This window comes from Polaromonas sp. AET17H-212 (genome assembly GCF_002379085.1).
GTDB lineage: Bacteria > Pseudomonadota > Gammaproteobacteria > Burkholderiales > Burkholderiaceae_C > Polaromonas.
On record NZ_NBZW01000024.1, the window covers coordinates 1 to 26,160 of the forward strand.

23 protein-coding genes and 1 tRNA gene are annotated in these 26,160 nt (G+C 64.6%); 21 read left to right on the forward strand and 3 right to left on the reverse strand.

Annotated features, from left to right (window positions below):
- Nucleotides 1–70 precede the first annotated feature (70 nt).
- From cysS to B7G53_RS16920, 11 genes are all read left to right on the forward strand, one after another.
- Nucleotides 71–1,447, forward strand: coding sequence for a cysteine--tRNA ligase (gene cysS / locus B7G53_RS16870; RefSeq protein WP_096669814.1), 1,377 nt, complete (start codon nt 71–73; stop codon nt 1,445–1,447).
- 55 nt (nt 1,448–1,502) lie between these two features.
- Complete coding sequence (locus tag B7G53_RS16875) at nt 1,503–2,201, forward strand: DNA-3-methyladenine glycosylase family protein (RefSeq protein WP_096669816.1); 699 nt, start codon at nt 1,503–1,505, stop codon at nt 2,199–2,201.
- Between the two features lie 23 nt (nt 2,202–2,224).
- Nucleotides 2,225–3,202: an acetyl-CoA carboxylase carboxyltransferase subunit alpha gene (locus B7G53_RS16880; protein WP_096669818.1), complete on the forward strand. Its 978-nt coding sequence runs from the start codon at nt 2,225–2,227 to the stop codon at nt 3,200–3,202.
- A gap of 69 nt (nt 3,203–3,271) precedes the next feature.
- Nucleotides 3,272–4,231: a tRNA lysidine(34) synthetase TilS gene (tilS, locus tag B7G53_RS16885; protein ID WP_096669820.1), complete on the forward strand. Its 960-nt coding sequence runs from the start codon at nt 3,272–3,274 to the stop codon at nt 4,229–4,231.
- 113 nt (nt 4,232–4,344) lie between these two features.
- Complete coding sequence (locus tag B7G53_RS16890; RefSeq protein ID WP_096669822.1) at nt 4,345–5,619, forward strand: aspartate kinase; 1,275 nt, start codon at nt 4,345–4,347, stop codon at nt 5,617–5,619.
- 52 nt (nt 5,620–5,671) lie between these two features.
- Nucleotides 5,672–5,764: transfer RNA gene (locus B7G53_RS16895), tRNA-Ser, on the forward strand.
- Between the two features lie 137 nt (nt 5,765–5,901).
- Entirely contained in the window at nt 5,902–6,225 is a 324-nt protein-coding gene (locus B7G53_RS16900; RefSeq protein WP_096669824.1) for an I78 family peptidase inhibitor, read from the forward strand.
- A gap of 82 nt (nt 6,226–6,307) precedes the next feature.
- Entirely contained in the window at nt 6,308–7,213 is a 906-nt protein-coding gene (locus B7G53_RS16905; protein WP_096669826.1) for a MurR/RpiR family transcriptional regulator, read from the forward strand.
- 4 nt (nt 7,214–7,217) lie between these two features.
- On the forward strand, nt 7,218–8,558 hold the full coding sequence (locus B7G53_RS16910; RefSeq protein WP_096669828.1) for an aspartate aminotransferase family protein: 1,341 nt from the start codon (nt 7,218–7,220) through the stop codon (nt 8,556–8,558).
- 31 nt (nt 8,559–8,589) lie between these two features.
- Nucleotides 8,590–9,576, forward strand: coding sequence for a TAXI family TRAP transporter solute-binding subunit (locus B7G53_RS16915; RefSeq protein ID WP_096669830.1), 987 nt, complete (start codon nt 8,590–8,592; stop codon nt 9,574–9,576).
- 125 nt (nt 9,577–9,701) lie between these two features.
- Complete coding sequence (locus B7G53_RS16920) at nt 9,702–12,305, forward strand: TRAP transporter permease (protein ID WP_096669922.1); 2,604 nt, start codon at nt 9,702–9,704, stop codon at nt 12,303–12,305.
- A 59-nt stretch (nt 12,306–12,364) separates the two neighbouring features.
- On the opposite strand, the gene B7G53_RS16925 is transcribed toward B7G53_RS16920, so the two are convergent.
- The 3 genes from B7G53_RS16925 to B7G53_RS16935 are packed head-to-tail and all read right to left on the reverse strand — an operon-like array spanning nt 12,365 to nt 14,940.
- Nucleotides 12,365–12,772: an RNA-binding S4 domain-containing protein gene (locus tag B7G53_RS16925; protein ID WP_096669832.1), complete on the reverse strand. Its 408-nt coding sequence runs from the start codon at nt 12,770–12,772 to the stop codon at nt 12,365–12,367.
- 48 nt (nt 12,773–12,820) lie between these two features.
- Nucleotides 12,821–14,263, reverse strand: coding sequence for a sensor histidine kinase (locus tag B7G53_RS16930; RefSeq protein WP_096669834.1), 1,443 nt, complete (start codon nt 14,261–14,263; stop codon nt 12,821–12,823).
- On the reverse strand, nt 14,260–14,940 hold the full coding sequence (locus B7G53_RS16935; RefSeq protein ID WP_255250056.1) for a response regulator transcription factor: 681 nt from the start codon (nt 14,938–14,940) through the stop codon (nt 14,260–14,262). The genes B7G53_RS16930 and B7G53_RS16935 overlap by 4 nt, the downstream gene beginning before the upstream one ends.
- 110 nt (nt 14,941–15,050) lie before the next feature.
- Here B7G53_RS16935 and B7G53_RS16940 point away from each other — a divergent pair, with 110 nt between their 5' ends.
- The 10 genes from B7G53_RS16940 (at nt 15,051) to B7G53_RS16985 (ending at nt 26,118) form a co-directional block, all read left to right on the forward strand.
- Entirely contained in the window at nt 15,051–16,010 is a 960-nt protein-coding gene (locus B7G53_RS16940) for a Bug family tripartite tricarboxylate transporter substrate binding protein (RefSeq protein WP_096669836.1), read from the forward strand.
- Between the two features lie 143 nt (nt 16,011–16,153).
- A complete protein-coding gene (locus B7G53_RS16945; protein ID WP_096669838.1) occupies nt 16,154–16,675 on the forward strand; it encodes a tripartite tricarboxylate transporter TctB family protein in 522 nt (173 codons plus the stop codon).
- Between the two features lie 3 nt (nt 16,676–16,678).
- A complete protein-coding gene (locus B7G53_RS16950; RefSeq protein ID WP_096669840.1) occupies nt 16,679–18,181 on the forward strand; it encodes a tripartite tricarboxylate transporter permease in 1,503 nt (500 codons plus the stop codon).
- A 144-nt stretch (nt 18,182–18,325) separates the two neighbouring features.
- Nucleotides 18,326–19,819 carry a sigma-54 interaction domain-containing protein gene (locus B7G53_RS16955; protein WP_096669926.1) on the forward strand — a complete coding sequence of 498 codons (1,494 nt, stop codon included), beginning with the start codon at nt 18,326–18,328 and terminating at the stop codon, nt 19,817–19,819.
- 151 nt (nt 19,820–19,970) lie between these two features.
- Entirely contained in the window at nt 19,971–21,155 is a 1,185-nt protein-coding gene (locus B7G53_RS16960; protein ID WP_096669842.1) for a substrate-binding domain-containing protein, read from the forward strand.
- 155 nt (nt 21,156–21,310) lie between these two features.
- The gene (locus B7G53_RS16965) at nt 21,311–22,141 is read left to right on the forward strand and encodes an ABC transporter ATP-binding protein (protein WP_096669844.1); all 831 of its coding nucleotides are present in this window, start codon (nt 21,311–21,313) and stop codon (nt 22,139–22,141) included.
- Entirely contained in the window at nt 22,138–22,863 is a 726-nt protein-coding gene (locus tag B7G53_RS16970) for an ABC transporter ATP-binding protein (protein WP_096669846.1), read from the forward strand. The genes B7G53_RS16965 and B7G53_RS16970 overlap by 4 nt, the downstream gene beginning before the upstream one ends.
- Nucleotides 22,860–23,843 (forward strand): branched-chain amino acid ABC transporter permease, encoded by a 984-nt coding sequence (locus B7G53_RS16975; protein WP_096669848.1) that lies wholly within the window; start codon nt 22,860–22,862, stop codon nt 23,841–23,843. Before B7G53_RS16970 ends, B7G53_RS16975 begins: the two co-directional genes overlap by 4 nt.
- A gap of 11 nt (nt 23,844–23,854) precedes the next feature.
- Nucleotides 23,855–24,946 carry a branched-chain amino acid ABC transporter permease gene (locus B7G53_RS16980; protein WP_096669850.1) on the forward strand — a complete coding sequence of 364 codons (1,092 nt, stop codon included), beginning with the start codon at nt 23,855–23,857 and terminating at the stop codon, nt 24,944–24,946.
- A 29-nt stretch (nt 24,947–24,975) separates the two neighbouring features.
- Entirely contained in the window at nt 24,976–26,118 is a 1,143-nt protein-coding gene (locus B7G53_RS16985; RefSeq protein ID WP_096669852.1) for an ABC transporter substrate-binding protein, read from the forward strand.
- Nucleotides 26,119–26,160: the final 42 nt, after the last annotated feature.

Here is a 26,160-nt window from a genome sequence, read left to right on the forward strand (position 1 = left end):
CCCCCGCCCCCGCTCCAGCGCCCCCTTCCGGTTCCGGCGATTCCAGCCAGACTGAACACCCAGATTTTTCATGAGCCTTCGCATTTACAACACGTTGACGCGTGCCGTAGAAGATTTTTCGCCCCTGGTTCCCGGCCAGGTGCGCATGTATGTGTGCGGCATGACCATTTACGACCTGTGCCACATCGGCCATGCCCGCATGATGATGGCCTTTGACGTGATCCAGCGCTGGCTCAAGGTCAGTGGCTACCAGGTCACCTATGTGCGCAACATCACCGACATCGACGACAAGATCATCAAGCGCGCCGTCGAGCGCGGCATCACCATCCGGGCGCTGACCGACGAGATGATCACGGCGATGCACCAGGACATCGGCGCACTCGGCATCGAGCCGCCCACGCTGGAGCCGCGCGCCACCGAATATGTGCCGCAGATGCTGGGCATGATCGCCACGCTGGAGCAAAAAGGCCTGGCCTACCGCTCGGACAACGGCGACGTGAACTACGCGGTGCGCAAGTTTGAAGGCTACGGCAAGCTGTCCGGCAAGTCGCTCGACGAGCTGCGCGCTGGCGAGCGTGTCGCCGTGCTGGACGGCAAGGAAGATCCGCTCGATTTTGTGCTGTGGAAAGCGGCCAAACCGGCCGAACCCGCAGATGCCCAGTGGGACAGCAGTTACGGCAGGGGCCGGCCGGGCTGGCACATCGAGTGTTCGGCCATGAGCTGCCAGACCCTGGGCGAGACCTTCGACATCCATGGCGGCGGCGCCGACCTGCAGTTTCCGCACCACGAAAACGAGATCGCCCAGAGCGAAGGCGCCAACGGCAAGCCGCTGGCCCGCTTCTGGGTGCACAACGGTTTTGTGCGGGTGGACAACGAGAAAATGTCCAAAAGCCTGGGCAACTTCTTCACCATCCGCGAGGTGCTGGCGCAATACGACCCGGAGACCGTGCGCTTTTTCATCGTGCGTGCGCACTACCGCAGCGCGCTCAACTACAGCGATGCGCACCTGGACGATGCGCGCAATGCGCTCAAGCGCCTGTACACCGCGTTGCACCTGGTCCAGCCGGCCGCGGTGGTGATCGACTGGTCGCAGCCATTTGCCGCCCGTTTCAAGGCGGCCATGGACGATGATTTCGGCACCCCCGAGGCGATGGCCGTGCTGTTCGATTTGGCGGGCGAGGTCAACAAGACCCGGTCGCCCGAACTGGCGGGGCTGCTCAAGGCCTTGGGCGCGTGCCTGGGCCTGCTGCAAAACGATCCGGCCGCCTTTTTGCAGGCCGGCGCCGGCCTGGACGCCGCCGCCATCCAGGGCCTGATCGCGCAGCGCGCTGCCGCCAAGGCTGGCAAGAACTTTGCTGAAGCCGACCGCATCCGCCAGGACCTGCTGGCGCGCGGCATTGTGCTGAAAGACGCGCCGTCCGGCACAACCTGGGAGGTTGGTTCATGACTCGTTTTTCAAGAAAAAAATGCCTTCGGCCCATGACGGACGGGCGCAAGCAGCTATGAAAAAGATAGTAAAAAGCGGCCCGGCCAGCACCGAGCTGGCCGATGTCGTCGAGCCGGTGGCGACCATCGTGCCGGGCTACTGGGCCGAGGCCTGCAAACACCTGGTCAAGAAAGACCGGGTCATGAAGCGCCTGATCCCGCAGTTCGGCGACGCCTGCCTGCAGTCGCGCGGGGACGCCTTCAGCACGCTGGCGCGCAGCATCGTGGGCCAGCAGATTTCCGTGAAGGCGGCGCAGACGGTCTGGCACCGTTTCGATGCGCTGCCGAAAAAAATGACGCCCGGCAACGTGCTCAAGCTCAAGGTGGACGACATGCGCGCCGCCGGCCTGAGTGCGCGCAAGGTCGAGTACCTGGTGGACCTGGCGATCCACTTCGACGCCGGCACGGTGCACGTCAAGGACTGGGCGGCGATGGACGACGAGGCCATCATTGCCGAACTGGTGGCGATTCGCGGCATTGGCCGCTGGACCGCCGAGATGTTCCTGATCTTTTACCTGACACGCCCCAACGTGTTGCCGCTTGACGATGTGGGGCTGATCAACGGCATCAGCCAGAACTATTTTTCCGGTGAATCGGTCAGCCGCAGCGATGCGCGCGAAGTCGCCGCCGCCTGGGCGCCGTTTTGCAGCGTCGCAACTTGGTATATTTGGCGCTCGCTGGACCCCTTGCCGGTCCTGGGTGCCGAGAAACCCTAATCAAGAAGCCTGAGGAGCAGACCATGGCCAAGAAGACCTTTCTCGATTTCGAGCAGCCGATTGCGGAGCTCGAAGGAAAAATAGAAGAGCTGCGTTACGTGCAGACCGAGTCGGCGGTCGACATCTCGGAAGAGATCGACCAGCTCGCCAAAAAGAGCCAGCAGCTCACCAAGGACATTTACAGCGACCTGACGCCCTGGCAGATCACCAAGATCGCGCGTCACCCCGAGCGGCCCTACACGCTCGACTATGTCAACGAGCTGTTCACCGACTTTGTCGAGCTGCACGGTGACCGGCATTTTTCCGACGACCTGAGCATCGTCGGCGGCCTGGCGCGTTTCAACGGCACCGCCTGCATGGTGCTGGGTCACCAGAAGGGCCGCGACACGAAAGAGCGCGGCCTGCGCAACTTCGGCATGAGCAAGCCCGAGGGTTACCGCAAGGCCCTGCGCCTGATGAAAACCGCCGAGAAGTTCAAGCTGCCGGTGTTCACTTTTGTCGACACCCCGGGCGCCTACCCCGGCATCGACGCCGAGGAGCGCGGCCAGTCCGAAGCCATCGGCCGCAACATCTTCGAGATGGCGCAGCTTGAGGTGCCCATCATCACCACCATCATCGGCGAAGGCGGCTCCGGCGGCGCGCTGGCCATCTCGGTGGCCGACCAGGTCGTGATGCTGCAGTACTCCATCTACTCGGTCATCAGCCCGGAAGGTTGCGCCTCCATTCTCTGGAAAACCTCGGAAAAAGCCGAGGAAGCCGCCGAGGCCCTGGGCATCACCGCGCACCGCCTGAAGGCGCTCGGCGTGATCGACAAGATCGTCAACGAACCGGTGGGCGGCGCGCACCGCGACCACAAGCAGATGGCCGCTTTCCTCAAGCGCGCGCTCAACGACGCCTTCCGCCAGGTCAGCGACCTCAAGGTCAAGGAACTGCTGGACCGCCGCTACGAGCGCCTGCAAAGTTATGGCCGCTACACCGACACCAAGGCCGACGCGAAATAACCCGTCGCCCGCCTGCGGTGGCTGACCTGACATGAGCCGCCGCATCCGTCCCAAGGCGAGGCTTGCCCCGTGAGCACCAGCGTCGACGACGCCCTGCGCGTCTTTTCACCGTCACTGCCTGTGGCCGTGGCCTACAGCGGCGGCGCCGACTCCACGGCCCTGCTGCTGGCCTGCACCGACAAGTGGCCGGGGCAGGTGAGGGCGGTGCATGTGCACCACGGCCTGCAGGCCGCTGCCGACGGATTTGCCAGTCACTGCGAAGCCGTTTGTGTGCAGCTGGACGTGCCCTTGCGGGTCGTGCGGGTCATGGCCAGGCATGCATCCGGCGACAGTCCGGAAGACGCCGCCCGCAAGGCGCGTTATGAGGCATTTCGGGCCCTGGCCCATGAGGAGTGGGTGCAGCCAGCTATCAAAAGCATAGCACTTGCACAACATGCCGATGACCAGGTCGAGACCATGCTGCTGGCGCTGAGCCGCGGTGCCGGGCTGCCCGGCCTGAGCGCCATGCCGGCCCACTGGCAGCGCGACGGCCTGGACTACCACCGCCCCCTGCTGCAGGTGCCGGCGCCGGAGATCCGCGCCTGGCTGGCGCGGCGCGGCGCCGCCTTCATCGAGGACCCGAGCAACACCGACGAGCGTTTCACGCGCAACCGCATTCGCGCACGCCTGCTGCCGGCACTGGCGCAGGCCTTCCCGCAGTTTCGCGAAACCTTTGCACGCAGCGCCCGGCATGCGGCGCAGGCACAGGCCGTGCTGCTCGAGGTGGCGCGTGAAGACCTGCAACTGCTCGGCAGCCCCCCCGAGATCAAGGCCCTGCAACTTCTGTCCGGACCGCGCCAGGCCAACGCGCTGCGCCACTGGCTGCTGGACGCCCACCAGGCCACACCGAGCACGGCGCAGCTCGACCAGTTGCTGGCGCAGGTGGCGGCCTGCACCACGCGCGGCCACCGGATTGACCTGAAGGTGGCCAATGGCCACGTGACACGGGAGGGTGCGTATTTGCACTACGCTGCGGAGCCGGCCCGCTGACGCTGCTGGGTATAATTGAAGGCTTTGCTGGCCTGCCGCCAGGGCGCTTTTCGCAGCGCTTTCCGCCAAAAAAGCAAAAAACCGCACTCCCAACTCCTGATTGACACCCTGCAATGGCTTTGATCGTTCATAAATACGGCGGCACCTCGATGGGCTCGACCGAGCGCATCCGCAATGTCGCCAAACGCGTGGCCAAGTGGGCCAGAGCCGGCCACCAGATGGTGGTGGTGCCCAGTGCCATGAGCGGCGAAACCAACCGCCTGCTGGGCCTGGCCAAGGAACTCGCGCCTGCCAAGGCCAGCGACGCCTACCACCGCGAACTCGACGCCCTGGCCGCCACCGGCGAGCAGGCCTCCAGTGCGCTGCTGGCGATCGCGCTACAGGCCGAGGGCATGGACGCCGTCAGTTACGCCGGCTGGCAGATGCCCATCCGGACCAACAGCGCCTACACCAAGGCCCGCATCGAGTCGATCGACGACAAGCGCGTGCGCGCCGACCTGGATGCCGGCAAGGTGGTCATCATCACCGGCTTTCAGGGCATGGACGACGGCGGCAATATCACCACGCTGGGCCGCGGCGGCTCGGACACCTCGGCCGTGGCCGTGGCGGCCGCCATGAAGGCGCATGAGTGCCTGATCTACACCGACGTGGACGGCGTGTACACCACCGACCCGCGCGTCGTTCCGGAAGCACGCCGCCTGCAGACCGTGAGTTTTGAAGAGATGCTCGAGATGGCATCGATGGGCTCCAAGGTGCTGCAGATCCGCTCGGTCGAGTTTGCGGGCAAGTACAAGGTGCCCCTGCGCGTGCTCTCGAGCTTCACGCCCTGGGACATCGACATCGACGAAGAGGCCAAGTCCGGCACCCTGATCAGTTTTGAGGAAGACGAAAAAATGGAACAAGCCATCGTATCGGGCATCGCGTTCAACCGCGACGAAGCCAAAATCTCCATCCTCGGCGTGCCAGACACCCCGGGCATTGCCTACCAGATCCTGGGCGCCGTGGCCGACGCCAACATCGAAGTCGATGTGATCATCCAGAACATCAGCAAGGACGGCAAGACCGATTTCAGCTTCACCGTGCACCGCAACGACTACGCGCGCGCCATCGACCTGCTCAAGGCCGAGGTGCTGCCCAAGCTGGGCGCGCAGGAGATCACCGGCGACGCGAAGATCTGCAAGGTCAGCATCGTCGGGATCGGCATGCGCAGCCATGTCGGCATTGCCAGCAAGATGTTCCGCTGCCTGAGCGAAGAAGGCATCAACATCCAGATGATTTCCACCAGCGAAATCAAGACCTCGGTGGTGATCGACGAGAAGTACATGGAGCTGGCCGTGCGTGCCTTGCACAAGGCTTTTGACCTGGACCAGCCGGCGGCAAGCCCCTGATCGCTGGACAGCGGCCCAAGTCGTGAGATAATCCGGGCTCAGACAGAATTCAGGAAACGTGACCGAGTGGCCGAAGGTGCTCCCCTGCTAAGGGAGTATGGGGTGTAGAGCCTCATCGAGGGTTCGAATCCCTCCGTTTCCGCCAGACAAAAAGCCACCGCAAGGTGGCTTTTTTTTGTCCTGCTTCAGATGGCGCCGCACGCCGTGTCGCAACCAGTCGTAAAAAAGCAGGCGTCGCCGGGGCGCAGACGTTATGGTGGCGCTTTATCTCCCGGAGCCCCCATGTTGTTGAAGACCCCCCTGATCAGCGCGACGCTGGCCTGTCTTGCCGTTCTGGCCGGCTGTGCTGCGCCCGGTGCACCCTCGACGGGCGCCAGCCCCATGCCGCCAGCTCCCCCGGGAACGGCCTGCAATGCGGACGGTGCCCGGTTCGCGATTGGCAAGGCGCCGGGGGCGAGTGTGGTCGAGGAAGCACGCCAGCGCTCGGGCTCCTACATGGCGCGGGTGCTGCGTCCCAACCAGGTCGTTACCATGGAGTTCAACGCCCAGCGGCTCAACCTCGAGCTGGACGCCGCCGGCGTGATTCGGCGGGTGCGCTGCGGCTGAGGACTGCCGGGCGCAGTCCGCGCCTGTTTTGTTGTATGAAACACTTGTGCTATATTTCGCGAAATATTGATACAAATGTTTCATGCCGACTTCCTCACTGTTTGCCAACGTTCCGCTTGACGGCCTGAGTCCGGAACTGCTCCGTGCGGCGCGCTGGATCGAGGCGCATCCGCGCGAGGTGGCGCTGCATTCCATGCGTGAGTGCGCGCGCCGGGCCGGGCTGGCGCCGGCGACCCTGAGCCGGCTGTCGCAGGCCCTGGGCTTCCAGGGCTTTGAGGCGATCAAGCATCTCTGCCAGGAGTCTTTTTCGGCGCAGGCGGGGTATGCCGGGCGGGCCGAGGTGCTGCAGGCCAGCGCGCGGCATGACAAGGACTGGCTGGCGTTGCTCAATGAAACGCAACACGCCAACACCGCGTCCGTCAGCGGGCTGAACCAGGCCGCGCAGCTGGAGGCCGCGGCCGATGCCATGCTGAAGGCGCGGCGCGTTTATTTTCTGGGCCTGCGCGCCAGCCATGGCCTGGCGCTGCACCTGCACTACACCTATGGCTTGCTGGCGTCCAACGGCGTGCTGGTGCAGGGCCTGGGCGGCACGCTGACCGACCAGATCGGCGACATCGGCCCGGGCGACCTGCTGGTGGTGACTTCTGCCGCCGCGTACACGCGCCAGACGGTGGAGGCCGTGGTGAAGGCACGGGCACAGGGCGCCGACGTGCTGGCCCTGACGGACAGCGCCCTGTCGCCGATTGCCCGCTCGGCCACCCACACGCTGCTGTTCCGGACCGACAGCCCCTCGTATTTCCATTCCATGGTCGGCGCCCTGGCATTGACCGAAGCGCTGGCCGCCGCCGTGGCGGTGCGCGGCGGCCGCAAGGTGCTGGCCCACCTGCAAACCCGCCAGGATCGCCTGGACAGCGAGGGCGCGTACTGGGACGAACGCGCCGACAAGGCCGCCACCGGCCGGCCACAAACTTCTTCACCAAGGAAATAAGCCCATGCCTGCAGCCTCCACCCATGTCTTTCACCGCGAGCTGCAGCACACGCCGCCGGTGGCCGTCAGCGGCCGGGGGGTGTACCTGACCGATGCCGATGGCAAGACTTATATCGACGCCTCGGGCGGCGCCGCAGTGTCCTGCCTGGGCCACGGCCATCCCGACGTGCTGGCCGCCATGCACGCGCAGATCGACAAGCTGGCGTATGCGCACACCAGCTTTTTCACCACCGAAGTTGCCGAGACACTAGCCGCCCAGCTGATCCGGACGGCACCGCCAGGCATGAGCCACGTGTATTTCGTCAGCGGCGGCTCGGAGGCGATGGAGGCCACGCTGAAGATGGCGCGCCAGTATTTCGTCGAGATCGGCCAGCCGCAGCGCACGCATTTCATCGCGCGCAGGCAGAGTTACCACGGCAACACCCTGGGCGCGCTGGCCATAGGCGGCAACCAGTGGCGGCGCGAACCGTTCGCGCCCCTCCTGATGCCGGTCACCCATGTGTCGCCCTGTTATCCCTACCGCGAGCAGCGGGCCGGCGAAACGCCTGAGCGCTATGGCCAGCGCCTGGCGCAGGAACTCGAGCACGCCATCCTTGAAAAAGGCGCAGACCGCGTGATCGCCTTCATTGCCGAAACCGTGGGTGGCGCGACCGCCGGCGTGCTGGCGCCGGTACCGGGTTACTTCAAGGCGGTGCGCGAGGTCTGCGACCGGTATGGCGTGTTGCTGATCCTCGATGAAGTGATGTGCGGCATGGGCCGCACCGGCACCCTGCATGCGTGCGAGCAGGAGGGTGTGTCGCCCGACCTGCTGGCCGTGGCCAAGGGCCTGGGCGGTGGCTACCAGCCGATTGGTGCGGTGCTGGCGCAGAAGAAAATTGTCGATGCGATGCGGGAGGGCACCGGCTTTTTCCAGCATGGCCACACCTACCTGGGCCATGCCATTGCCTGTGCGGCGGCGCTCGCCGTGCAGCAGGTGTTCGAGCGCGACCAGCTCATCGCCCAGGTGCGCACACGGGGCGCCTTCCTGCAGACGCTGATGCAGGGCAGCTGGGGCGACCATCCCCATGTCGGGGATATCCGCGGCCGTGGTTTGTTCTGGGGCATCGAGCTGGTGCAGGACCGCGCGAAGAAGACCCCGTTCGATCCGGCACGCAAAGTGCATGCACGCATCAAGAAGGAGGCGATGGCGCGCGGCTTGATGGTTTACCCGATGGGCGGCACTGTTGATGGCCGTTATGGTGACCATGTCCTGCTGGCGCCACCGTTCATCAGCAGCGAAACCGAACTGACGATGGTGGTGGAGCGCCTTGGTTCGGCCATGGATGCCGCGATCGCAGCGGCTTGAACAACAAGTTTTACAACCTGGAGAAACTGATATGAGCAAGAAGTTTGCGTTGAGTGCCCTGAGCACCGCGAGTGCCGCTGTGGCCATGGCCGCGGCCATGATGTCTGCGCCGGCCGTTGCCCAGCAGAAATTCGTGACCATAGGCACCGGCGGCGTGACCGGTGTGTATTACGCCGCCGGCGGCGCCATTTGCCGCCTGGTCAACAAGGACCGCGCGAAACACGGCATCCGCTGCTCGGTCGAGTCCACCGGCGGCTCGGTGTTCAACGTCAACACCATCAAGGCCGGCGAACTGGACTTCGGTTTCACGCAGTCGGACGTGCAGTACAACGCCGTCAAGGGCCTGGGCCAGTACAAGGACGGCGCCTACAGCGACCTGCGCGCCGTGTTCGCGGTGCATCCCGAGCCCTTCACCGTGGTGGCGCGCAAGGAAGCCAACATCACGAAGTTCGAGGACTTCAAGGGCAAGCGTTTCAACGTTGGCAACCCCGGCTCCGGCACACGTTCATCGATGGAAGAGCTGCTCGCTGCGATGGGCTGGAAGCTCGGTGATTTCTCGCTGGCGTCCGAACTCAAGGCCGACGAACACGGCCCGGCCCTGTGCGACGGCAAGATCGACGGCTTCTACTATGCCGTGGGCCATCCTTCAGCCAACATCCAGGACCCGACCACGTCGTGTGGAGCCAAACTGGTGTCTCTCACCGGCCCGGTGGTCGACAAGCTGGTGGCCGACAAGCCTTATTACGCCAAGGTCACGATTCCCGGCGGCCTGTACCCGAACAACCCGCAGCCCACCGCCACTTACGGCGTGCTGGCCACGGTCGTGACCTCGGCCAAGACCTCGCCCGAGACGGTGTACCAGGTGACCAAGGCCTTGTTCGAGAACTTCGACGAGTTCAAGAAACTGCACCCGGCCCTGGCCAACCTGAATCCGCAGAACATGGTCAAGGATGGCTTGAGCGCGCCGCTGCATGAAGGTGCCGTGCGTTACTACAAGGAAAAGGGCTGGATCAAGTAATCCGGCGCAGCACGCCAGCTGCAGGCCGCGCCGGGGTGCGGCTTGCCAACCAGAAAAGGGCGGAGTGGACTTCGCCCTTTTTTTTGAAGCTCGTGCAAGCGACTTCCTGTTCCTGAAGGATGACCATGGCAACCGATATCGAAAAGGCGCCTGAAGCGCTGCAGCAACTCGTGGCCAAGGTGGACACCGGCGGGCGCAAGCCAACGGGTCTTACCGCGGGCATCATTTTTTCCGTCGCGCTCATCTGGGCGCTGTTCCAGTACTGGTATGCCTCGCCCTTGCCGTTTGCGCTGGGCTTTGGCATCCTCAACGACACCGAGGCGCGCGCCATCCACCTGGGCTTCGCGCTGTTCCTGGCTTTTCTGGCATGGCCGGCCCTCAACAGTTCGCCGCGTGACCACGTGCCGGTGCTGGATTGGGTGCTGGCCTTGCTGGCTGCGTTTGCGGGCGCCTACATCATGCTGTTTTATGCGCAGATCGCCACCCGACCCGGCCAGCCGACAACGATGGACGTGGTGGTGGCCAGCGCCGGCATGCTGCTGCTGCTGGAGGCGACACGCCGTGCGGTCGGCTGGCCGATGGCGGCCCTGGCCGTGGTTTTCGTGGCCTACAGCATGCTCGGTCCCTGGCTGCCCGACGTGTTGTCCCACCGCGGCGCCTCGTTAAACCGGCTGGTCTCGCACATGTGGCTGACCACCGAGGGCGTGTACGGCATCGCGCTGGGCGTGTCGGCCGGCACCATTTTTGTGTACGTGCTGTTCGGCGCCTTGCTGGACCGCGCGGGCGGCGGCAACTACATGATGCAGGTGAGCTTTGCGGCGCTCGGCCACCTGCGCGGCGGGCCGGCCAAGGTGGCGGTGGTGTCGTCGGCCCTCAACGGCATGATCTCCGGCTCGTCGGTGTCCAACGTGGTCTCGGGCGGCATCTTCACCATTCCCCTCATGAAGAAGGCGGGTTACGGCGGCGTGAAGGCCGGCGCCATCGAAACCATGTCCTCGGTCGACGGCCAGATCATGCCGCCGGTGATGGGGGCGGCCGCCTTCCTGATGGTCGAGTATGTCGGCATTCCATATTCGGACATAGTGCGCCATGCCTTCCTGCCGGCCATCCTGTCCTACCTCGGCCTGTTCTACATCGTGCACCTGGAGGCGCTGAAAATGGGCATGCAGCCCATCATCCGGCGGGAACCCAAGCCGCTGCGCGACCGCGTGCTGCGCAATGCCTTCGGCATCTCGGGCAGCATCATCGTGATCGGGTCCCTGTACTACCTGTTCGAAGGCATGAAGGCCATGCTGGGCGGTGCCGCACCCTATGTCATCGCGCTGGCGGTGATGGTGCTTTATGGCGTGTGCCTGCACCAGGCGGCGCGCAGCCCCGACCTGGCGCAGGACATCGACATCGACCATCCCAAGGCGCTGGACACCTGGCCCACGGTGCGCGCCGGCCTGCACTTTCTCATTCCCATCGGCACGCTGATCTGGTGCCTGATGGTCGAGGAGATGTCGCCGGCCCTGGCGGCTTTCTGGGCCGCCACCATCCTCGTCGTGCTGATGCTGTCGCAGCGTCCGCTGATCGACTGGCTGCGCCGTACGCGCACGCCGGACGCCTGGCACGAGGGCTGGCGTTCGGTGGTTGATGGTTTTCACGACGGTTCGCGCAACATGATCGGCATCGGCGTGGCCACGGCAACCGCCGGCATCATCGTCGGCGGCATCACACTCACGGGCCTGGGCCTGCGCATGACGGAGTTTGTCGAGTTTGTGTCGCAGGGCAACGTGATCGTCATGCTGCTGTTCATCGCGTTTTCCTGCCTGGTGCTGGGCCTGGGCGTGCCGACCACGGCCAACTACGTGCTGGTGGCCACGCTGATGGCGCCGGTGGTGGTGGACCTCGGCGCGCGGTCGGGGCTGGTGATTCCGCTGATCGCAGTGCACCTGTTCGTCTTCTATTACGGCATCATGGGAGACATCACGCCCCCGGTGGGGCTGGCCACCTTCGCGGCGGCCGCCATCTCGGGAGAAGACGCGATAGAGACCGGCATCCAGGGCTCCATTTATGCGCTGCGCACGGTGATCCTGCCCTTCATCTGGATCTTCAATCCGCAGTTGCTGCTGATCGATGTCGGCGGGGCGTTCTCCTTCTTCTGCATCGTGTCGGCCAGCATTCTGGCCACCTTGCTGTTTGCGGCTGTCACCATGCACTGGTTCCGCATCAGGAACCGCTGGTGGGAAACCGCGGCGCTGCTGGTGGCGGTGATCCTGCTGTTCCGCCCGGACTTTTTCATGGACCAGCTTGCGCCCGAGTACCGCGACGCCAAACCCGCCGAGGTGTTCGAGATCGCGCGCAATGTGGACAGCGACGGCCGCGTCGTGATGGTGACGCGCGGCACCACGCTGGAAGGCCGCGAGATCGTCAAGACCGTGGCGGTTCAGCTCGGCGACAAGGGCCCGGAAGGCCGCAAGCGCCTGGCCGATGCCGGTCTGCAACTGGTGCCGCTGGGCGACACGTTGCAGATCGGGCAGGCCAAGTTCGGCTCACGCGCCGCCAAGGCCGGGGTGGAGCAGGGCTGGGACGTGACCGCCATCAAGGTGCCGACCGACAGGCCTACGCCGCACTGGTTCTACCTGCCCGCGCTGCTGCTGGCCCTGCTGGTGTGGTGGTCCCAGGGCAGGCGCATGCATCGCGGCAGCGGTCCGGTGCCGCCCACGATGGCGGCCTCTTCTTTTTAGTGAAAAAGGCTTCCGGCCCTTGCTGAATATGCGCAGGCAGCTATCAAAAAAGGAGCATTTCAGGAGTCGACCGAGGCGCTCCAGCGGTCGCCCCAGGCCTTGTCCTGGGCCTTGTCCAGCGAGCGCCGGTCGCGTTTGGTGGGGCGGCCGTGCTCCAGGCTGCCGGCCGGTTCATGGTTCAGCCGGCGCTGCTCGGCCGCCGCCTCCCGCAACTGGATGCTCTCCGGCGTTTCTTCGTAGAGCTGCTGCGCCACCGGCGCCGGTCCGCGCTGCTGGCTCAGGCCCCGGACCTGCACGGTGCGTGTGACCGGCCCCTGCCGCATCGCCACCGTGTCGCCGGCCTTCACCTCACGCGCTGGCTTGGCGTCCTGGCCGTTGACCTGCACACGGTTTTTGCCGATTTCGTCGCTCGCCAGCGAACGGGTCTTGTAGAAGCGCGCGGCCCACAACCACTTGTCAAGCCGCATGGCTGACCTCGCGTGCGCCGCTATGCCAGGGAAGGGGAAACCGGTGTTTCATTGCCCGTCATTGTGGACCAGCGGCAGGCGCACGGTCGCGTCCAGCCCGGCAATACGCCCATGGTCTTCGCGGTTTTCCAGTGTGATGCTGCCGCCCAGCGCCTGCGTGATCTCGCGGCAGATCGCCAGGCCTAGGCCCGAGCCGTGGCGCACATTGCCGGCCGAAAACGGCTGGTACAGGCGGGCGGCCAGTTCGCCCGAAATGCCGGGGCCGCTGTCGCTGACGGTCAGGGCCAGGTACTGGGTGTCGGTGACGAGCCGCACCGACAGCGAGCCGCCGCGCTGGCAGTGCTTGATCGCGTTGTGCAGCAGGTTGCGGCAGAGTTCACCCAGCATCCATTCGTGGGCATTGACGCTGGCCGCCGTGGTTTCGATGTCAAAGTCCAGGTCCTTCTCGGCAATCAGCGGCGCCAGGTCCAGCGCGACCGCGCGCACGACGGCGTCCATGTCCACCGGCCCCAGGTCCGCCTGCTGGCGCAACTGCTCGACCTTGGCCAGCGCCAGCATCTGGTTGGCCAGCAGCGTGGCGCGGTCCACGGTCTGGTTGATCTCGGCCAGCGCCGCCTGGGCGTCCATGTCGCCGTGCAGCGCCGACTGCACCTGCACCTTCAGCACCGCCAGCGGCGTGCGCAGCTGGTGCGCCGCGTCGCGCACAAAACGTTTCTGGTTGTCCAGCAGGTGCTGCAGCCGGCCCATGACCTCGTTGGTCGCCTCGACCAGCGGCAGCAGCTCGCGCGGCGCGTCCGGTGCGGCGATCGCCGTCAGGTCGCCCTCGGGCCGTGCCTGCAGTTCGGCGCTGAGGCGGCGCACCGGGCGCGTGGCGCGCTGCACCACCACCACGGCCACCAGGGCAATCACCGCCAGCAGCAGCGCCTGGCGCCACAGGGTGTCGAACAGGATTTTCCGCGCCAGCGTGGTGCGCAGCTCCAGCGTTTCGGCCACCTGGATGACGGCCATGCCGCGCCCGTTCGGGCTGGCCACCGGCTGCAGCAAAACCGCGACGCGCACCGCGTCGCCCGCATAGACATCGTCGTAAAAATCGACCAGTGCCGCGTAGGGCGGTTTGGCGGGGATGCGGCCGCGCCAGAAAGGCAGCTGTGCATAACCCGAGACCATTTCGCCGTTGAGGCTGGATACCCGGTAAAAAAGCCGGCTCTGGTTGTCGGCCTCGAAGGCTTCGAGCGCCGCATACGGCACGGTCACGCGCAGTTCGGACTGCCCGTCATAGCCGCTCACGTCCAGCTGCTCGCCTATCGACTTGGCCGAGGCCAGCAGCGTGCGGTCATAGGCGGTGTTGACCGCGCCCAGCGCCTGGCTGTACAGGCTGGCCGTGTTGAGCGTGACCAGCAGGCCCACCGGCAGCAGGATGCCCAGCAGAAGGTAGCGCCTGAGCGAGATGGCACCGGATGCCGCCCGCGGCGTGTCTGCGCCTGCACTCATGCATCCACTTTCAGCAAATAACCCAGGCCGCGCAAGGTGACCAGGGTCACGCCGGTGTGCGCCAATTTCTTGCGCAGGCGGTACACCACCACCTCCACCGCCTCGTACTGCACATCGGTCTCGCCGGGAAACACCAGTTCGAACAGTTTTTCCTTGGACACGGCCTGGCCGGGCTTGACGATCAGGGCCTGCAGCAGGGCCAACTCGCGCGGCGTCAGTTCGAGGACCTGGTCGCGGTGGTAAATGGCGCCGCTTTCCTTTTCATAACGAAGCTGGCCCACAAGGTGGTCGCCGGCCCCCGGCTCGCTGCTGGACGCCGTGCGCCGGCGGCTCAGGGCGCGCAGCCGGGCCTCGAGTTCGTCGAGGTCAAAGGGTTTGGGCAGGTAGTCGTCGGCCCCCAGGTTCAGGCCAACGATGCGGTCGCCCACCGTGCCGCGCGCCGTCAGGATCAGCACCGGGGTGGCCAGCCCCTGGCGGCGCGCCTGCTCCAGCACCTGCAGGCCATCCAGCCCGGGCAGGCTCAGGTCCAGCACCACCACATCAGGCTGGGCGGCCGTCCATTGCGCCAGCGCCTTGCGACCGTCGGTGCAGCCCAGCACCTCCATGCCGCGCCGGCCCAGGGCGCGCTGCAGCGCAGCCTGCATGGAAGGGTCGTCCTCGATCAGCAGCAATTTCATGGTGGTCAGCATGGGCAGGACATTAGCACTTTCCCTAGGGCTTTCGGACAGCCGTTTGACAGACAGAAGGCGCATCATCGCTCTGTTACCAACACTACAAGGAGACATGCATGCGTCGCGATACCTTTTTGAAATCCCTGGCCGCGCTGGCCGCCACCGGGGCTTTCCCCCTGTCGGCCCTGGCTGCCGCCAATGTGAAGATGATGATTCCGGCCAACCCCGGTGGCGGCTGGGACACCACAGGCCGTGCCCTCGGGAAGGCCCTGACGGACTCGGGCGCCGCCTCCACCGTCAGTTATGACAACAAGGGCGGCGCCGCCGGGGCCCTGGGCCTGGCCCAGTTCATCAACGGCAGCAAGGGCGACCCGAATGCGCTGATGGTGATGGGTGCGGTGATGCTCGGCGGCCTGATCACCGGCAAGCCACCGGTCAGCCTGTCGCAGGTCACACCGATTGCGCGCCTGACCAGCGAATACAACGTGTTTGTGCTGCCCGCCAACTCGCCGTTCAAGACCATGGCCGACGTCGTGGCCCAACTCAAGAAAGACCCCGGCAGTGTCAAGTGGGGCGGCGGTTCGCGCGGATCCACCGAGCACATCGCTGCGGCCATGATTGCGCGCGAAGTTGGCGTGGACCCTTCCAAGATCAACTACGTGGCTTTCCGGGGCGGCGGTGAGGCCACCGCAGCCATCCTGGGCGGCAACGTCACCGTGGGCGGCAGCGGCTACAGCGAATTTGCGGAGTACATCAACACCGGAAAAATGAAGGCGCTGGCCGTGACCTCCGACACCCGCCTCAAGGGCGTCAACGTGCCCACGCTCAAGGAGCAGGGCATCAACGTGGTGATCGGCAACTGGCGCGGTGTTTACGGTGCACCCGGCATCTCGGCGGCCGAGCGCCAGGCACTGACCGAGATGATTCTCAAGGCCGTCAAATCCAAGAGCTGGATGGAAGCCTCCGAGAAAAACAACTGGACACCGGCCTTGCTGACTGGCGCAGCCTTCGACAAGTTTGTCGATGACGACATGGCCAGCCTGCGCGCCACCATGGTCAAGTCGGGCATGGTCTAAGGCTGCTGGCGTACCAGCACTTTCGGTTTGTCATGGCGGCCTGGTGCCGCCATGCATGTTCACTCGCGCAAGGCAGCGGTCGTTGTGGCATGGATCCTGGATCAAGTCCGGGGTGACAGTCCGTACTCCACGGAAAAAAACTCATGAACCAAGCAACCCTTTCTCCCACGCAAATCCGTTTGCAGACCGTGGTCGGCGCCGGCGTGGTGCTGCTCGCCCTCGGACTGGCGGCAGGTGCCGTCAGCATCCCGTCGGCAGCGGGCTACGGCGGCGTCGGGCCGAACTTTCTGCCGTGGGTGATTTCCGCGGCCCTGCTTATTTGCGGCGTCTTCATCGTGCGCGAAGCGCGCACCGGCGGTTTTCGCTTCCTGGAGGAACCCACGGATGCGGTCCACGGCCACTGGCCCGGCTTTGCCTGGGTGTCGGCTGGCCTGCTGGCCAATGCCGCGCTGATCACCACCATCGGCTTCATCTTCAGCTGCACCCTGTGTTTTGTGCTGGCCGTGCAGGGGCTGCGCGGTGCGGAGGGCAGGGCAGACCGGCGGCCGGTGGCCTGGCTCAAGGACGTGCTGATCGGCCTTGCGATTTCCGCGCCGGTGTTCTGGACCTTCACGAAATTCCTGGCGATCAACCTGCCGGGCCTCACTTCATCGGGCTGGTTGTAAACCATGGACATCTTCAACCAACTGCTGCAGGGCTTCGCCACTGCGGCCACACCGGTCAACCTGTTGTGGTGTTTTGTCGGCTGTGCGCTGGGCACGGCCATCGGCGTGTTGCCCGGCATCGGGCCCGCCGTGGCGGTGGCCATGCTGCTGCCCATCACGGCCAAGGTCGAGGCCACCGCCTCCATGATTTTTTTCGCCGGCATTTATTACGGTGCCATGTACGGCGGCTCCACCACCTCCATCCTGCTGAACACGCCGGGGGAAACGGCCAGCATGGTCACGGCCATGGAAGGCAACCGCATGGCCAAGAGCGGGCGCGCCGGCGCGGCGCTGGCCACCGCAGCCATTGGCTCGTTTGTGGCCGGCACGATTGCCACGGTGTTGGTCACCCTGTTTGCGCCCATCGTGGCGGAACTGGCCGTCAAGCTCGGTCCCCCCGAATATTTCATGCTGATGCTGCTGGCCTTCACCACCGTCAGCGCGGTGCTGGGCAAAAGCACGGTGCGCGGCTTGACGGCCCTGTTTGTCGGATTGGCGGCGGGCCTGGTCGGGCTGGACCAGATTTCCGGCCAGGCACGTTACACCGGCGGGGTGCCCGAGCTGCTGGACGGCGTCGAGATCGTTCTGGTGGCCGTTGGCCTGTTCGCCGTGGCTGAAGCCATGTACGCCGTGCTTTACGAGGGCCGCGTGGCCGAGTCGCAGAACAGGATGAGCCGGGTGCACATGACCGGCCGGGACTGGCGCCGCTCCTGGCCGGCCTGGCTGCGCGGCACCGCCATTGGTGCGCCCTTCGGCTGCATTCCTGCCGGCGGCACCGAGATCCCGACCTTCCTCAGTTATGCCGCCGAGAAAAAACTGGCCAAGGGCAGCGACCAGGCCGAGTTCGGCACGGCCGGTGCCATCGAAGGGGTGGCCGGCCCCGAGGCTGCCAACAATGCCACGGTCACGGCGGCCATGATCCCGCTGCTGACGCTCGGCATTCCGACCTCCAACACCACGGCGATCTTGCTGGGCGCTTTCCAGAACTATGGCATCCAGCCGGGGCCGCAGCTGTTCACCTCGTCGTCGGCCCTGGTCTGGGCGCTGATTGCCTCGCTGTACATCGGCAATGTGATGCTGCTGGTGCTCAACCTGCCGCTGGTGGGTCTGTGGGTCAAGCTGTTGAAGATTCCCAAACCTTACCTGTATGCGGGCATCCTGATTTTTGCGACGGTGGGCGTTTACGGCATGCGGCAAAGCGCGTTTGACCTGTTCCTGCTCTACGGCATCGGTGTGCTCGGGGTGGTGATGCGGCGCTTTGATTTCCCGACCGCGCCGGTCGTGGTCGGCATGATCCTGGGCCCGCTGGCCGAAGCGCAGCTGCGCAACGCCATGTCGATCGGTGAGGGCAGTGCGATGGTGTTCCTGCAGCGGCCCATGTCGGTGATCCTGATCGTGGTGGTGCTGGCGGTGCTGATCCTGCCGCGCCTGGCCAAACGCTGGTCGGCACGCCGGCTGCTGGCCTGAGGCCGATGTTTATCGAAAAATAGGCCGCCAGCCCTTTATCCACGGGGGCAGTTAGCTATTAAAAAAAAAGCGATGCGCGTCCTGAAAGGTGTGTGTTGCATCTGGCCGGCGGCAGTGGCCCAAGCGCCGCGCTACCATCTGCGCATGGATCACACCGACACCACACCGCACGGTTTGCCGCTCGATGCGCAGAGCATCCTGGAGCTGGCCGCCAGGTCCATGTTCCAGCTGTTCTCCAGCATCAGTCAGGGCATGTTTCTGGTGGACCGCACCGGCCGCATTGTCTGGGTCAATGAGGGGTACAAGCGGTTCTTGCCGGCGCTGGGTTTTTCTTCCGTGGACCAGTTTGTCGGCCACATGGTGGAGGAGGTCATTCCCAACACGCAGATGCGCCGCGTGCTGGAAACCGGCGAGCCTTTCCTGATCGACCTGCTGACCAACCGCGCCGGTACCTTTGTCGTCAGCCGCATCCCGTTGCGTGATGAAAGCGGCGGCGACGTCATCGGCGCCATTGGCATCGTGCTGTTCGACCATCCCGAGACCACGCTGCAACCGCTGATCAGCAAGTTTGCGCTGCTGCACCGCGACCTCGACGACGCCCGCCGCGAACTGGCCAGCCAGAGGCTGCAGCCGCCGGGCCAGCGCCAGTCCAAATACACTTTTGCCAGTTTTGTCGGCACCAGCCCCGCCGCGGTCGAGGTCAAGCGCCAGGCGCGGCGTGCGGCCCAGACCTCCAGCCCGGTGTTGCTGTTGGGCGAAACCGGCACCGGCAAGGAATTGCTGGCCCACGCCATCCACGCCAGCTCCAGCCGGGCGCGCGGATCCTTCATCAGCGTCAACATTGCAGCCGTGCCCGACACCTTGCTGGAGGCCGAATTTTTTGGCGTGGCGCCCGGTGCCTACACCGGCGCCGACCGCAAGGGGCGCGACGGCAAGTTCAAGCTCGCCGACGGCGGCACGCTGTTTCTCGACGAGATCGGCGACATGCCGCAGGCCTTGCAGGCCAAGCTGCTGCGTGCCCTGCAGGAGGGCGAGATCGAGCCGCTGGGCTCGAACAAGCTGATTCCCTTTGACGCGCGCCTGATTGCCGCGACCTCGCGCGACCTGGCTGCGCTGGTGCGCGAAGGCAAGTTTCGCGAAGACCTGTTTTACCGCCTCAACGTGCTGCCGATCAAGGTGCCGCCGCTGCGCGAGCGTCGCTCCGACATTCCTGCGCTGCTCGAGGTGCTCGGCGAGGAAATGGCGCTGCGCAGCGGCGACCGTCAGCCAGAGCTGGCGCCCGACGCGCTGGCCCTGCTGTCGGCGCAGACCTGGCGCGGCAACATCCGCGAGCTGCGCAATGTGCTGGAGCAGGCGGTGATGCGCAGCGACTCGCTCAACATCGGCCGCGCGCAGTTTGAGGAGGTGCTCAAGGAGGCCGGCATCGAGCGTATTGCGCCTTTGCCGCTGGCAGAGTTTGGGGACGGCGCAGAGTCCGCCTCCGACCCGCTGCGCCCTCTGGCCGAGCAGGTGGCGCAGGTCGAGCGCCGCGCCATCGCTGCTGCCATGACGGCGACCGGCGGCAACAAGCTGGCCGCCTCGCGCCTGCTCGGAATTTCACGTGCCAAGCTGTACGAGCGTCTGGATAACCCTGTATAAAAATAAGACATTTGTCTGATAATAGATCAATAAAAATGTCTTAAAAATAGACAGTTCAATGACAAATCTGAAAAAACCTATGTAAATCAATGGTTCTTTTCTGGCACGACATGTGCATTCATGGTGCATCGCCCAACAACAGGAGACATCCATGCATCGTCGCACGCTGATCGCGCTTGCCGCACTCGCCACCGCTTTGGTTTCGCCGCTGGCCCTGAGCCAGGCCAAAGAAATCAAGATCGCCCACATCTACAGCAAGACCGGCCCGCTGGAGGCCTATGGCAAGCAGACGGCCACCGGTTTCATGATGGGCCTGGACTACGCCACGGGCGGCACCATGATGGTGGCCGGCAAAAAAATCGTGGTGATCGAAAAGGACGACCAGGGCAAGCCGGACCAGGGCAAATCCCTGCTGGCTGCGGCTTATGGCGATGACAAGGTCGATCTGGCTGTCGGCCCCACGGCCTCGCCCGTGGCGCTGGCCATGCTGCCGGTCGCTGAAGAGTACAAGAAGATTTTGCTGGTCGAGCCCGCGGTGGCCGACTCCATCACCGGCGACAAGTGGAACAAGTACATTTTCCGCACCGGCCGCAACAGCTCGCAGGACGCGATTTCCAACGCCGTGGCGCTGGACAAGGAGGGCGTGACGATTGCCACCATGGCGCAGGACTCGGCGTTCGGCCGCGACGGCGTCAAGGCCTTCAAGGAAGCCATCAAGAAGGGCAAGCTGGTGCATGAAGAGTACCTGCCGCCAGCGACCACCGACTTCACGGCCGGCGGCCAGCGCCTGATCGACAAGCTCAAGGGACTGCCGGGCCGCAAGGTGATCTTCATCATCTGGGCCGGTGGCAATCCGTTCAAGATCGCCGACATGGACCTGAAGCGCCACGGCATCGAGATCGCCACCGGCGGCAACATCCTGCCTGCGATGGTGGCCTACAAGCAGTTCCCCGGCATGGAAGGCGCCGCTTATTACTACTTCGGCATGCCGAAAAACCCGGTCAATGACGCCATGGTGGCCCAGCACTACAAGCAGTTCAAGGCGCCGCCTGACTTCTTCACCGCCGGCGGTTTCTCGGCTGCGATGGCCGTCGTCACCGCGCTGAAAAACAGCAAGGGCGATGCCAGCGCCAACACGCTGATCAAGACCATGGAAGGCATGAGTTTCGACACGCCCAAAGGCAAGATGACCTTCCGCAAGGAAGACCACCAGGCCATGCAGAGCATGTACCACTTCAAGATCAAGGTGGACCCGGCCTTTGCCTGGGGCGTGCCTGAACTCGTGCGCGAGATCAAGGCGGAAGAGATGCAGATCCCGATCCGCAACAAACGCTAAAACAGCGTGCTCGGCTACTGCGCAACCGCCATGCCGCGTTGCGCAGTGCTCGAAATCCTCATGGACCTTTAGTCCATTCCGGTTTCTGCGCGCTGTGCGCCTTGCCCGACGATTGCTCGCTACGCCGCTCCCGCTGTTTTGGGGGTGCAAAAAATATGCTTCAAACCAAAGAACTCACGATCCGCTTCGGCGGGCACGTGGCGGTCAATGCTGTCAGCTGCACCTTTGCGCCTGGCACCTTGACGGCCATTGTTGGCCCGAACGGCGCCGGCAAGACCACGTATTTCAACCTGATCTCGGGTCAGCTCAAGGCCAGCAGCGGCACGGTTTTTCTCAATGGCGAGGACATCTCCGGCCTGAGCGCCTCGGCACGCACGCTGGCCGGCCTGGGCCGGGCTTTCCAGCTGACCAACCTGTTTCCCAACCTGTCGGTGCTGGAAAACGTGCGTCTGGCGGTGCAGGCCACGCACCACGGCAAACACCGGCGCGGCCTGAACCTGTGGAGCATCTGGAGCGACCACAAGGCCTTGCTGCAGCGCGCCGAAGAAATCCTGGAAATCGTGGCGATGCAGGGCAAAGCCGCGATGCCGGTGGCCAGCCTGCCGCATGGTGATCAGCGCAAACTTGAGGTGGCCTTGCTGATGGCGCTGGAGTCGCAGGTGTTCATGTTCGACGAACCGACCGCCGGCATGAGCACCGACGAGGCGCCCGTGATCCTGAACCTGATCCGCCAGCTCAAGCAGGACAAGAGCAAGACGATTTTGCTGGTGGAGCACAAGATGGATGTGGTGCGCGAACTCGCCGACCGCATCATCGTGCTGCACAACGGCGCGCTGGTGGCCGATGGCGAGCCGGCCGAGGTGATTGCGTCGCCGATTGTGCAGGAAGCTTATCTGGGGGCAAGCCCCCAGAACGCTTTCGCACAAGACAGGACGCCCCCCCATCCCGGCCTTCCCCCTCGAGGGGAAAGGAGTGAACAGCCATGACAAAAAATTTGCTGACATTGGAGGGCGTGCACACGCACATCGGCGCGTACCACATCCTGCACGGGGTGGACCTATCGATTCCGCGCGGCCAGCTGACCATGCTGCTGGGCCGCAACGGTGCCGGAAAAACCACGACACTGCGTACCATCATGGGCCTGTGGCAGGCCTCGCAAGGGCGTGTCAGTTTTTCGGGCCGTGACATCACGAAACTCAGCACGCCGCAGATTGCCGAACTCAACATCGCCTACGTGCCCGAAAGCATGGGCATTTTCTCGGACCTCACGGTCAAGGAAAACATGTTGCTGGCTGCGCGCAGCGCCAGACGTGCCAGCCAGATGGACGAAGCACGCCTGCAGTGGATCTTCTCGCTGTTTCCGGCGGTCGAAAAATTCTGGAACCACCCGGCGGGCAAACTCTCCGGTGGCCAAAAGCAGATGCTGGCCGTGGCCCGCGCCATTGTGGAGCCGCGTGAACTGCTGATCGTCGACGAACCCAGCAAGGGCCTGGCGCCAGCCATCATCAACAACATGATCGATGCGTTTGCGCAGCTCAAGGCCAGCGGCGTGACGATTTTGCTGGTGGAGCAGAACATCAGTTTTGCCAAACGCCTGGGCGACAGCGTGGCCGTGATGGACAACGGCCGCGTCGTGCATGCCGGGTCCATGGCCGAACTGGCCGAAGACGCTGCCTTGCAGCAATCACTGCTGGGACTGGCACTATGAAAACCCTTGATTTCGACTGGAAACCGCTGGCGCTCGTGCCCCTGCTCGCTGTGGGGGTGTTCCCCTTCATCGGCTCCAGCTCGACCTGGCTCACGCTCACGGTGGCCGGCCTGGCCATGGGCATGATCATCTTCATCATCGCCTCCGGGCTGACGCTGGTGTTCGGCCTGATGGACGTGCTCAATTTCGGCCACGGCGTGTTCATCGCGCTGGGCGCCTTTGTGGCCACCAGCGTGCTGGGCGCCATGAGCGACTGGACCGGCTCGCAGGAGCTGTGGCGCAACCTGGTGGCGGTGCTGCCGGCCATGCTGGTGGCGATGCTGGTGGCCGGTGCCGTCGGCCTGGCGTTTGAGCGTTTCATCGTGCGGCCGGTCTACGGCCAGCACCTCAAGCAGATTCTCATCACCATGGGTGGCATGATCATCGGCGAGGAACTGATCAAGGTGATCTGGGGTCCGGCGCAGATCGCGCTGCCCTTGCCCGAGGCCATGCGCGGCTCGCTGCTGGTCGGTGACGCGGCGATTGAAAAATACCGGCTGATCGCCGTGGTTGTTGGCCTGGCGGTGTTTGCCCTGCTGGCCTGGACGCTGGCGCGCACCAAGATCGGCCTGCTGATCCGTGCCGGCGTGCAGGACCGCGAGATGGTCGAGTCGCTGGGCTACCGCATCAAACGCCTGTTTGTCGGCGTGTTTGTGGTCGGCAGCGCTCTGGCCGGCCTGGGTGGCGTGATGTGGGGCCTGTACCAGCAGAACGTGGTTCCGCAGATGGGCGCGCAGGTCAACGTGCTGATCTTCATCGTGATCATCATAGGCGGGCTCGGTTCAACCGGCGGCGCGCTGATAGGCGCCTTGCTGGTGGGCCTGATGGCCAACTACACCGGTTTCCTGGCGCCCAAGGTGGCGTTGTTTTCCAACATCGCGCTGATGGCTGCGGTGCTGCTGTGGCGGCCGCAGGGCATCTACCCCGTGACCAACCGCTGAGGACGCGCCCGATGAACACCTTCCTCACCCGCGTTCTTTCCGGCGACTTTCCGCGCAACCGTGTGCTGGCCGTGATTCTGGTCGGCCTGCTGCTGGCACTGGCGTTTGCACCCTTCATTTTCCCCGGCGTCAAGGCGCTCAACGTCGCCGCCAAGGTGCTGATTTTCATCGTGCTGGTGGCCAGCTTTGACCTGCTGCTGGGTTACACCGGCATTGTCAGTTTTGCGCACACCATGTTCTTCGGCATCGGTGCCTATGGCATTGCCGTGGCCACCACCCACCTGGGCCCAACCTGGGCGGCGCTGGCCGTGGGCCTGCTCTGCGCGCTGGCGCTGTCGTTTGTGCTGTCGCTCGCCGTCGGTCTGTTTTCGCTGCGGGTCAAGGCCATCTTTTTTGCCATGATCACGCTGGCCGTGGCCTCGGCCTTCCAGACGCTGGCCTCGCAGCTGTCGGACATCACCGGCGGTGAGGACGGCCTGACTTTCAAGGTGCCCGAGCTGCTGTCGCCGAGCTTCGAGTTCATGGCGCAGCCTTTCCTGGGCGTGTCGATGGATGGTCGCCTGCTTTGTTACTACCTGCTGTTTGTGATTGCGCTGGTGCTGCTGCTGAGCCTGCTGCGCATCGTCAACTCGCCCTTCGGCCGCGTGCTGCAGGCGATTCGCGAGAACGAGTTCCGCGCTGAAGCCATTGGCTACCGCGTGGTGGTTTACCGCACCACCTCCAGCGTGCTGTCGGCCTTGTTTGCCACCGTGGCCGGCGCCATGCTGGCGCTCTGGCTGCGTTACAACGGCCCGGACACCTCGCTGTCGTTCGAAATCATGATCGACGTGCTGCTGATTGTCGTGATCGGCGGCATGGGCACGATTTATGGCGCAGCCATAGGCGCGGCCCTGTTTCTGGTGGCGCAAAGCTACCTGCAGGACCTGTTGCGCCTGGGCAGCGAAGCCGCGACCGGCCTGCCGTGGCTGGCGGCCTTGTTGTCACCCGACCGCTGGCTGCTCTGGCTCGGCGTCCTGTTTGTTTTATCGGTGTATTACTTTCCCACCGGCGTGGTGGGGCGGCTCAGGGCCGCGCGTAGCCAGGGAACAACCCCCCGGACCTGAATGCCAGGCCACCCGCAGGAGACAAAAAGATGACGACAAGCTTCAAGACCTGGGGTCGACAGATGCTGGCCGCGCTGGCCCTTTGCGGGCTGGGCGGCATGGCGCAGGCGGCTGATCTGGTCATTGGTCAGGTCGCGCCGCTCTCGGGTGTGCTGGCCAGCACCGGCCACCAGATGGTGGTGGGCGGCAAGATCTATTTCGACCACATCAATGCGCAGGGCGGGGTGCACGGCGCAAAAATCCGCCACGAGGTGGTGGACGACGGCTACAAGGTGCCCGAGACCGTGCGCCTCACGCGCGAGATGCTGGCCAAACCCGAGGTGGTGGCCCTGTTCGGCTTTGCCGGCACGGCCAACGTCACGCAGTTGTTGACCGACGGCGTGCTCGATGTCGGCGGCGCCGCCCTGGTGGCGCCCTACACCGGCGGCGAGTCGCTGCGCAACCCCTTCAACCCCTGGATCTTTCATGTACGCGCCGGTTATGCCGACGAGGCCGAACACATGGTGCAGCAGGTGACGACGCTGGGCATGAGCCGCATCGCGGTGATGTACCAGGACGACGGCTTCGGCAAGGCCGGCCTGCTGGGCGTCGAAAACGCGCTGGCCAAACGCAAGCTGAAGCTGGCCGTGGCGGCCGGTTATGAGCGCAACACCGACAAGGTCGAAGAGGCGGTCAAAAAGATCAAGGCGTCGGACGCGCAGGCCATCATCATGATTTCGGTCAACAAATCCACGGCGGCTTTTGTCAAACTCTACCGCGAGACCGGCGGCGGTGCGCAGCTCTACAACATCTCGGTGGTGGACCCGGCCGAACTCGTCCGGCTCGCTGGCCTGAAAAATGCCCACGGGCTGGGCATCAGCCAGGTGGTGCCTTACCCCTTCATGCCGAACACGCCGGTGGTGCGTGAATACCATGCATTGCTGAAAAAGTACGCGCCCGCCGAAGTCGTCAACTACACGAGTTTTGAGGAATTTGTCGGCGCCAAGGTGCTGGTCGAAGCCCTGCGGCGTGCCGGCCCCAACCCGACACGCGCCAGGATTGTCAAGGCGCTGGAGTCCATGAACAGCTTCGACACCGGCGGTGTCGTCGTCAACTATTCACCGGCCAACCGCATCGGTTCCCGTTATGTGGAAGTGACCGTGATCGGCAGCACCGGCAAGCTGCTGAAGTAGCCGCCGCGGTGCGTGCCCAGAGAAGAACATTTAAACCAGAGA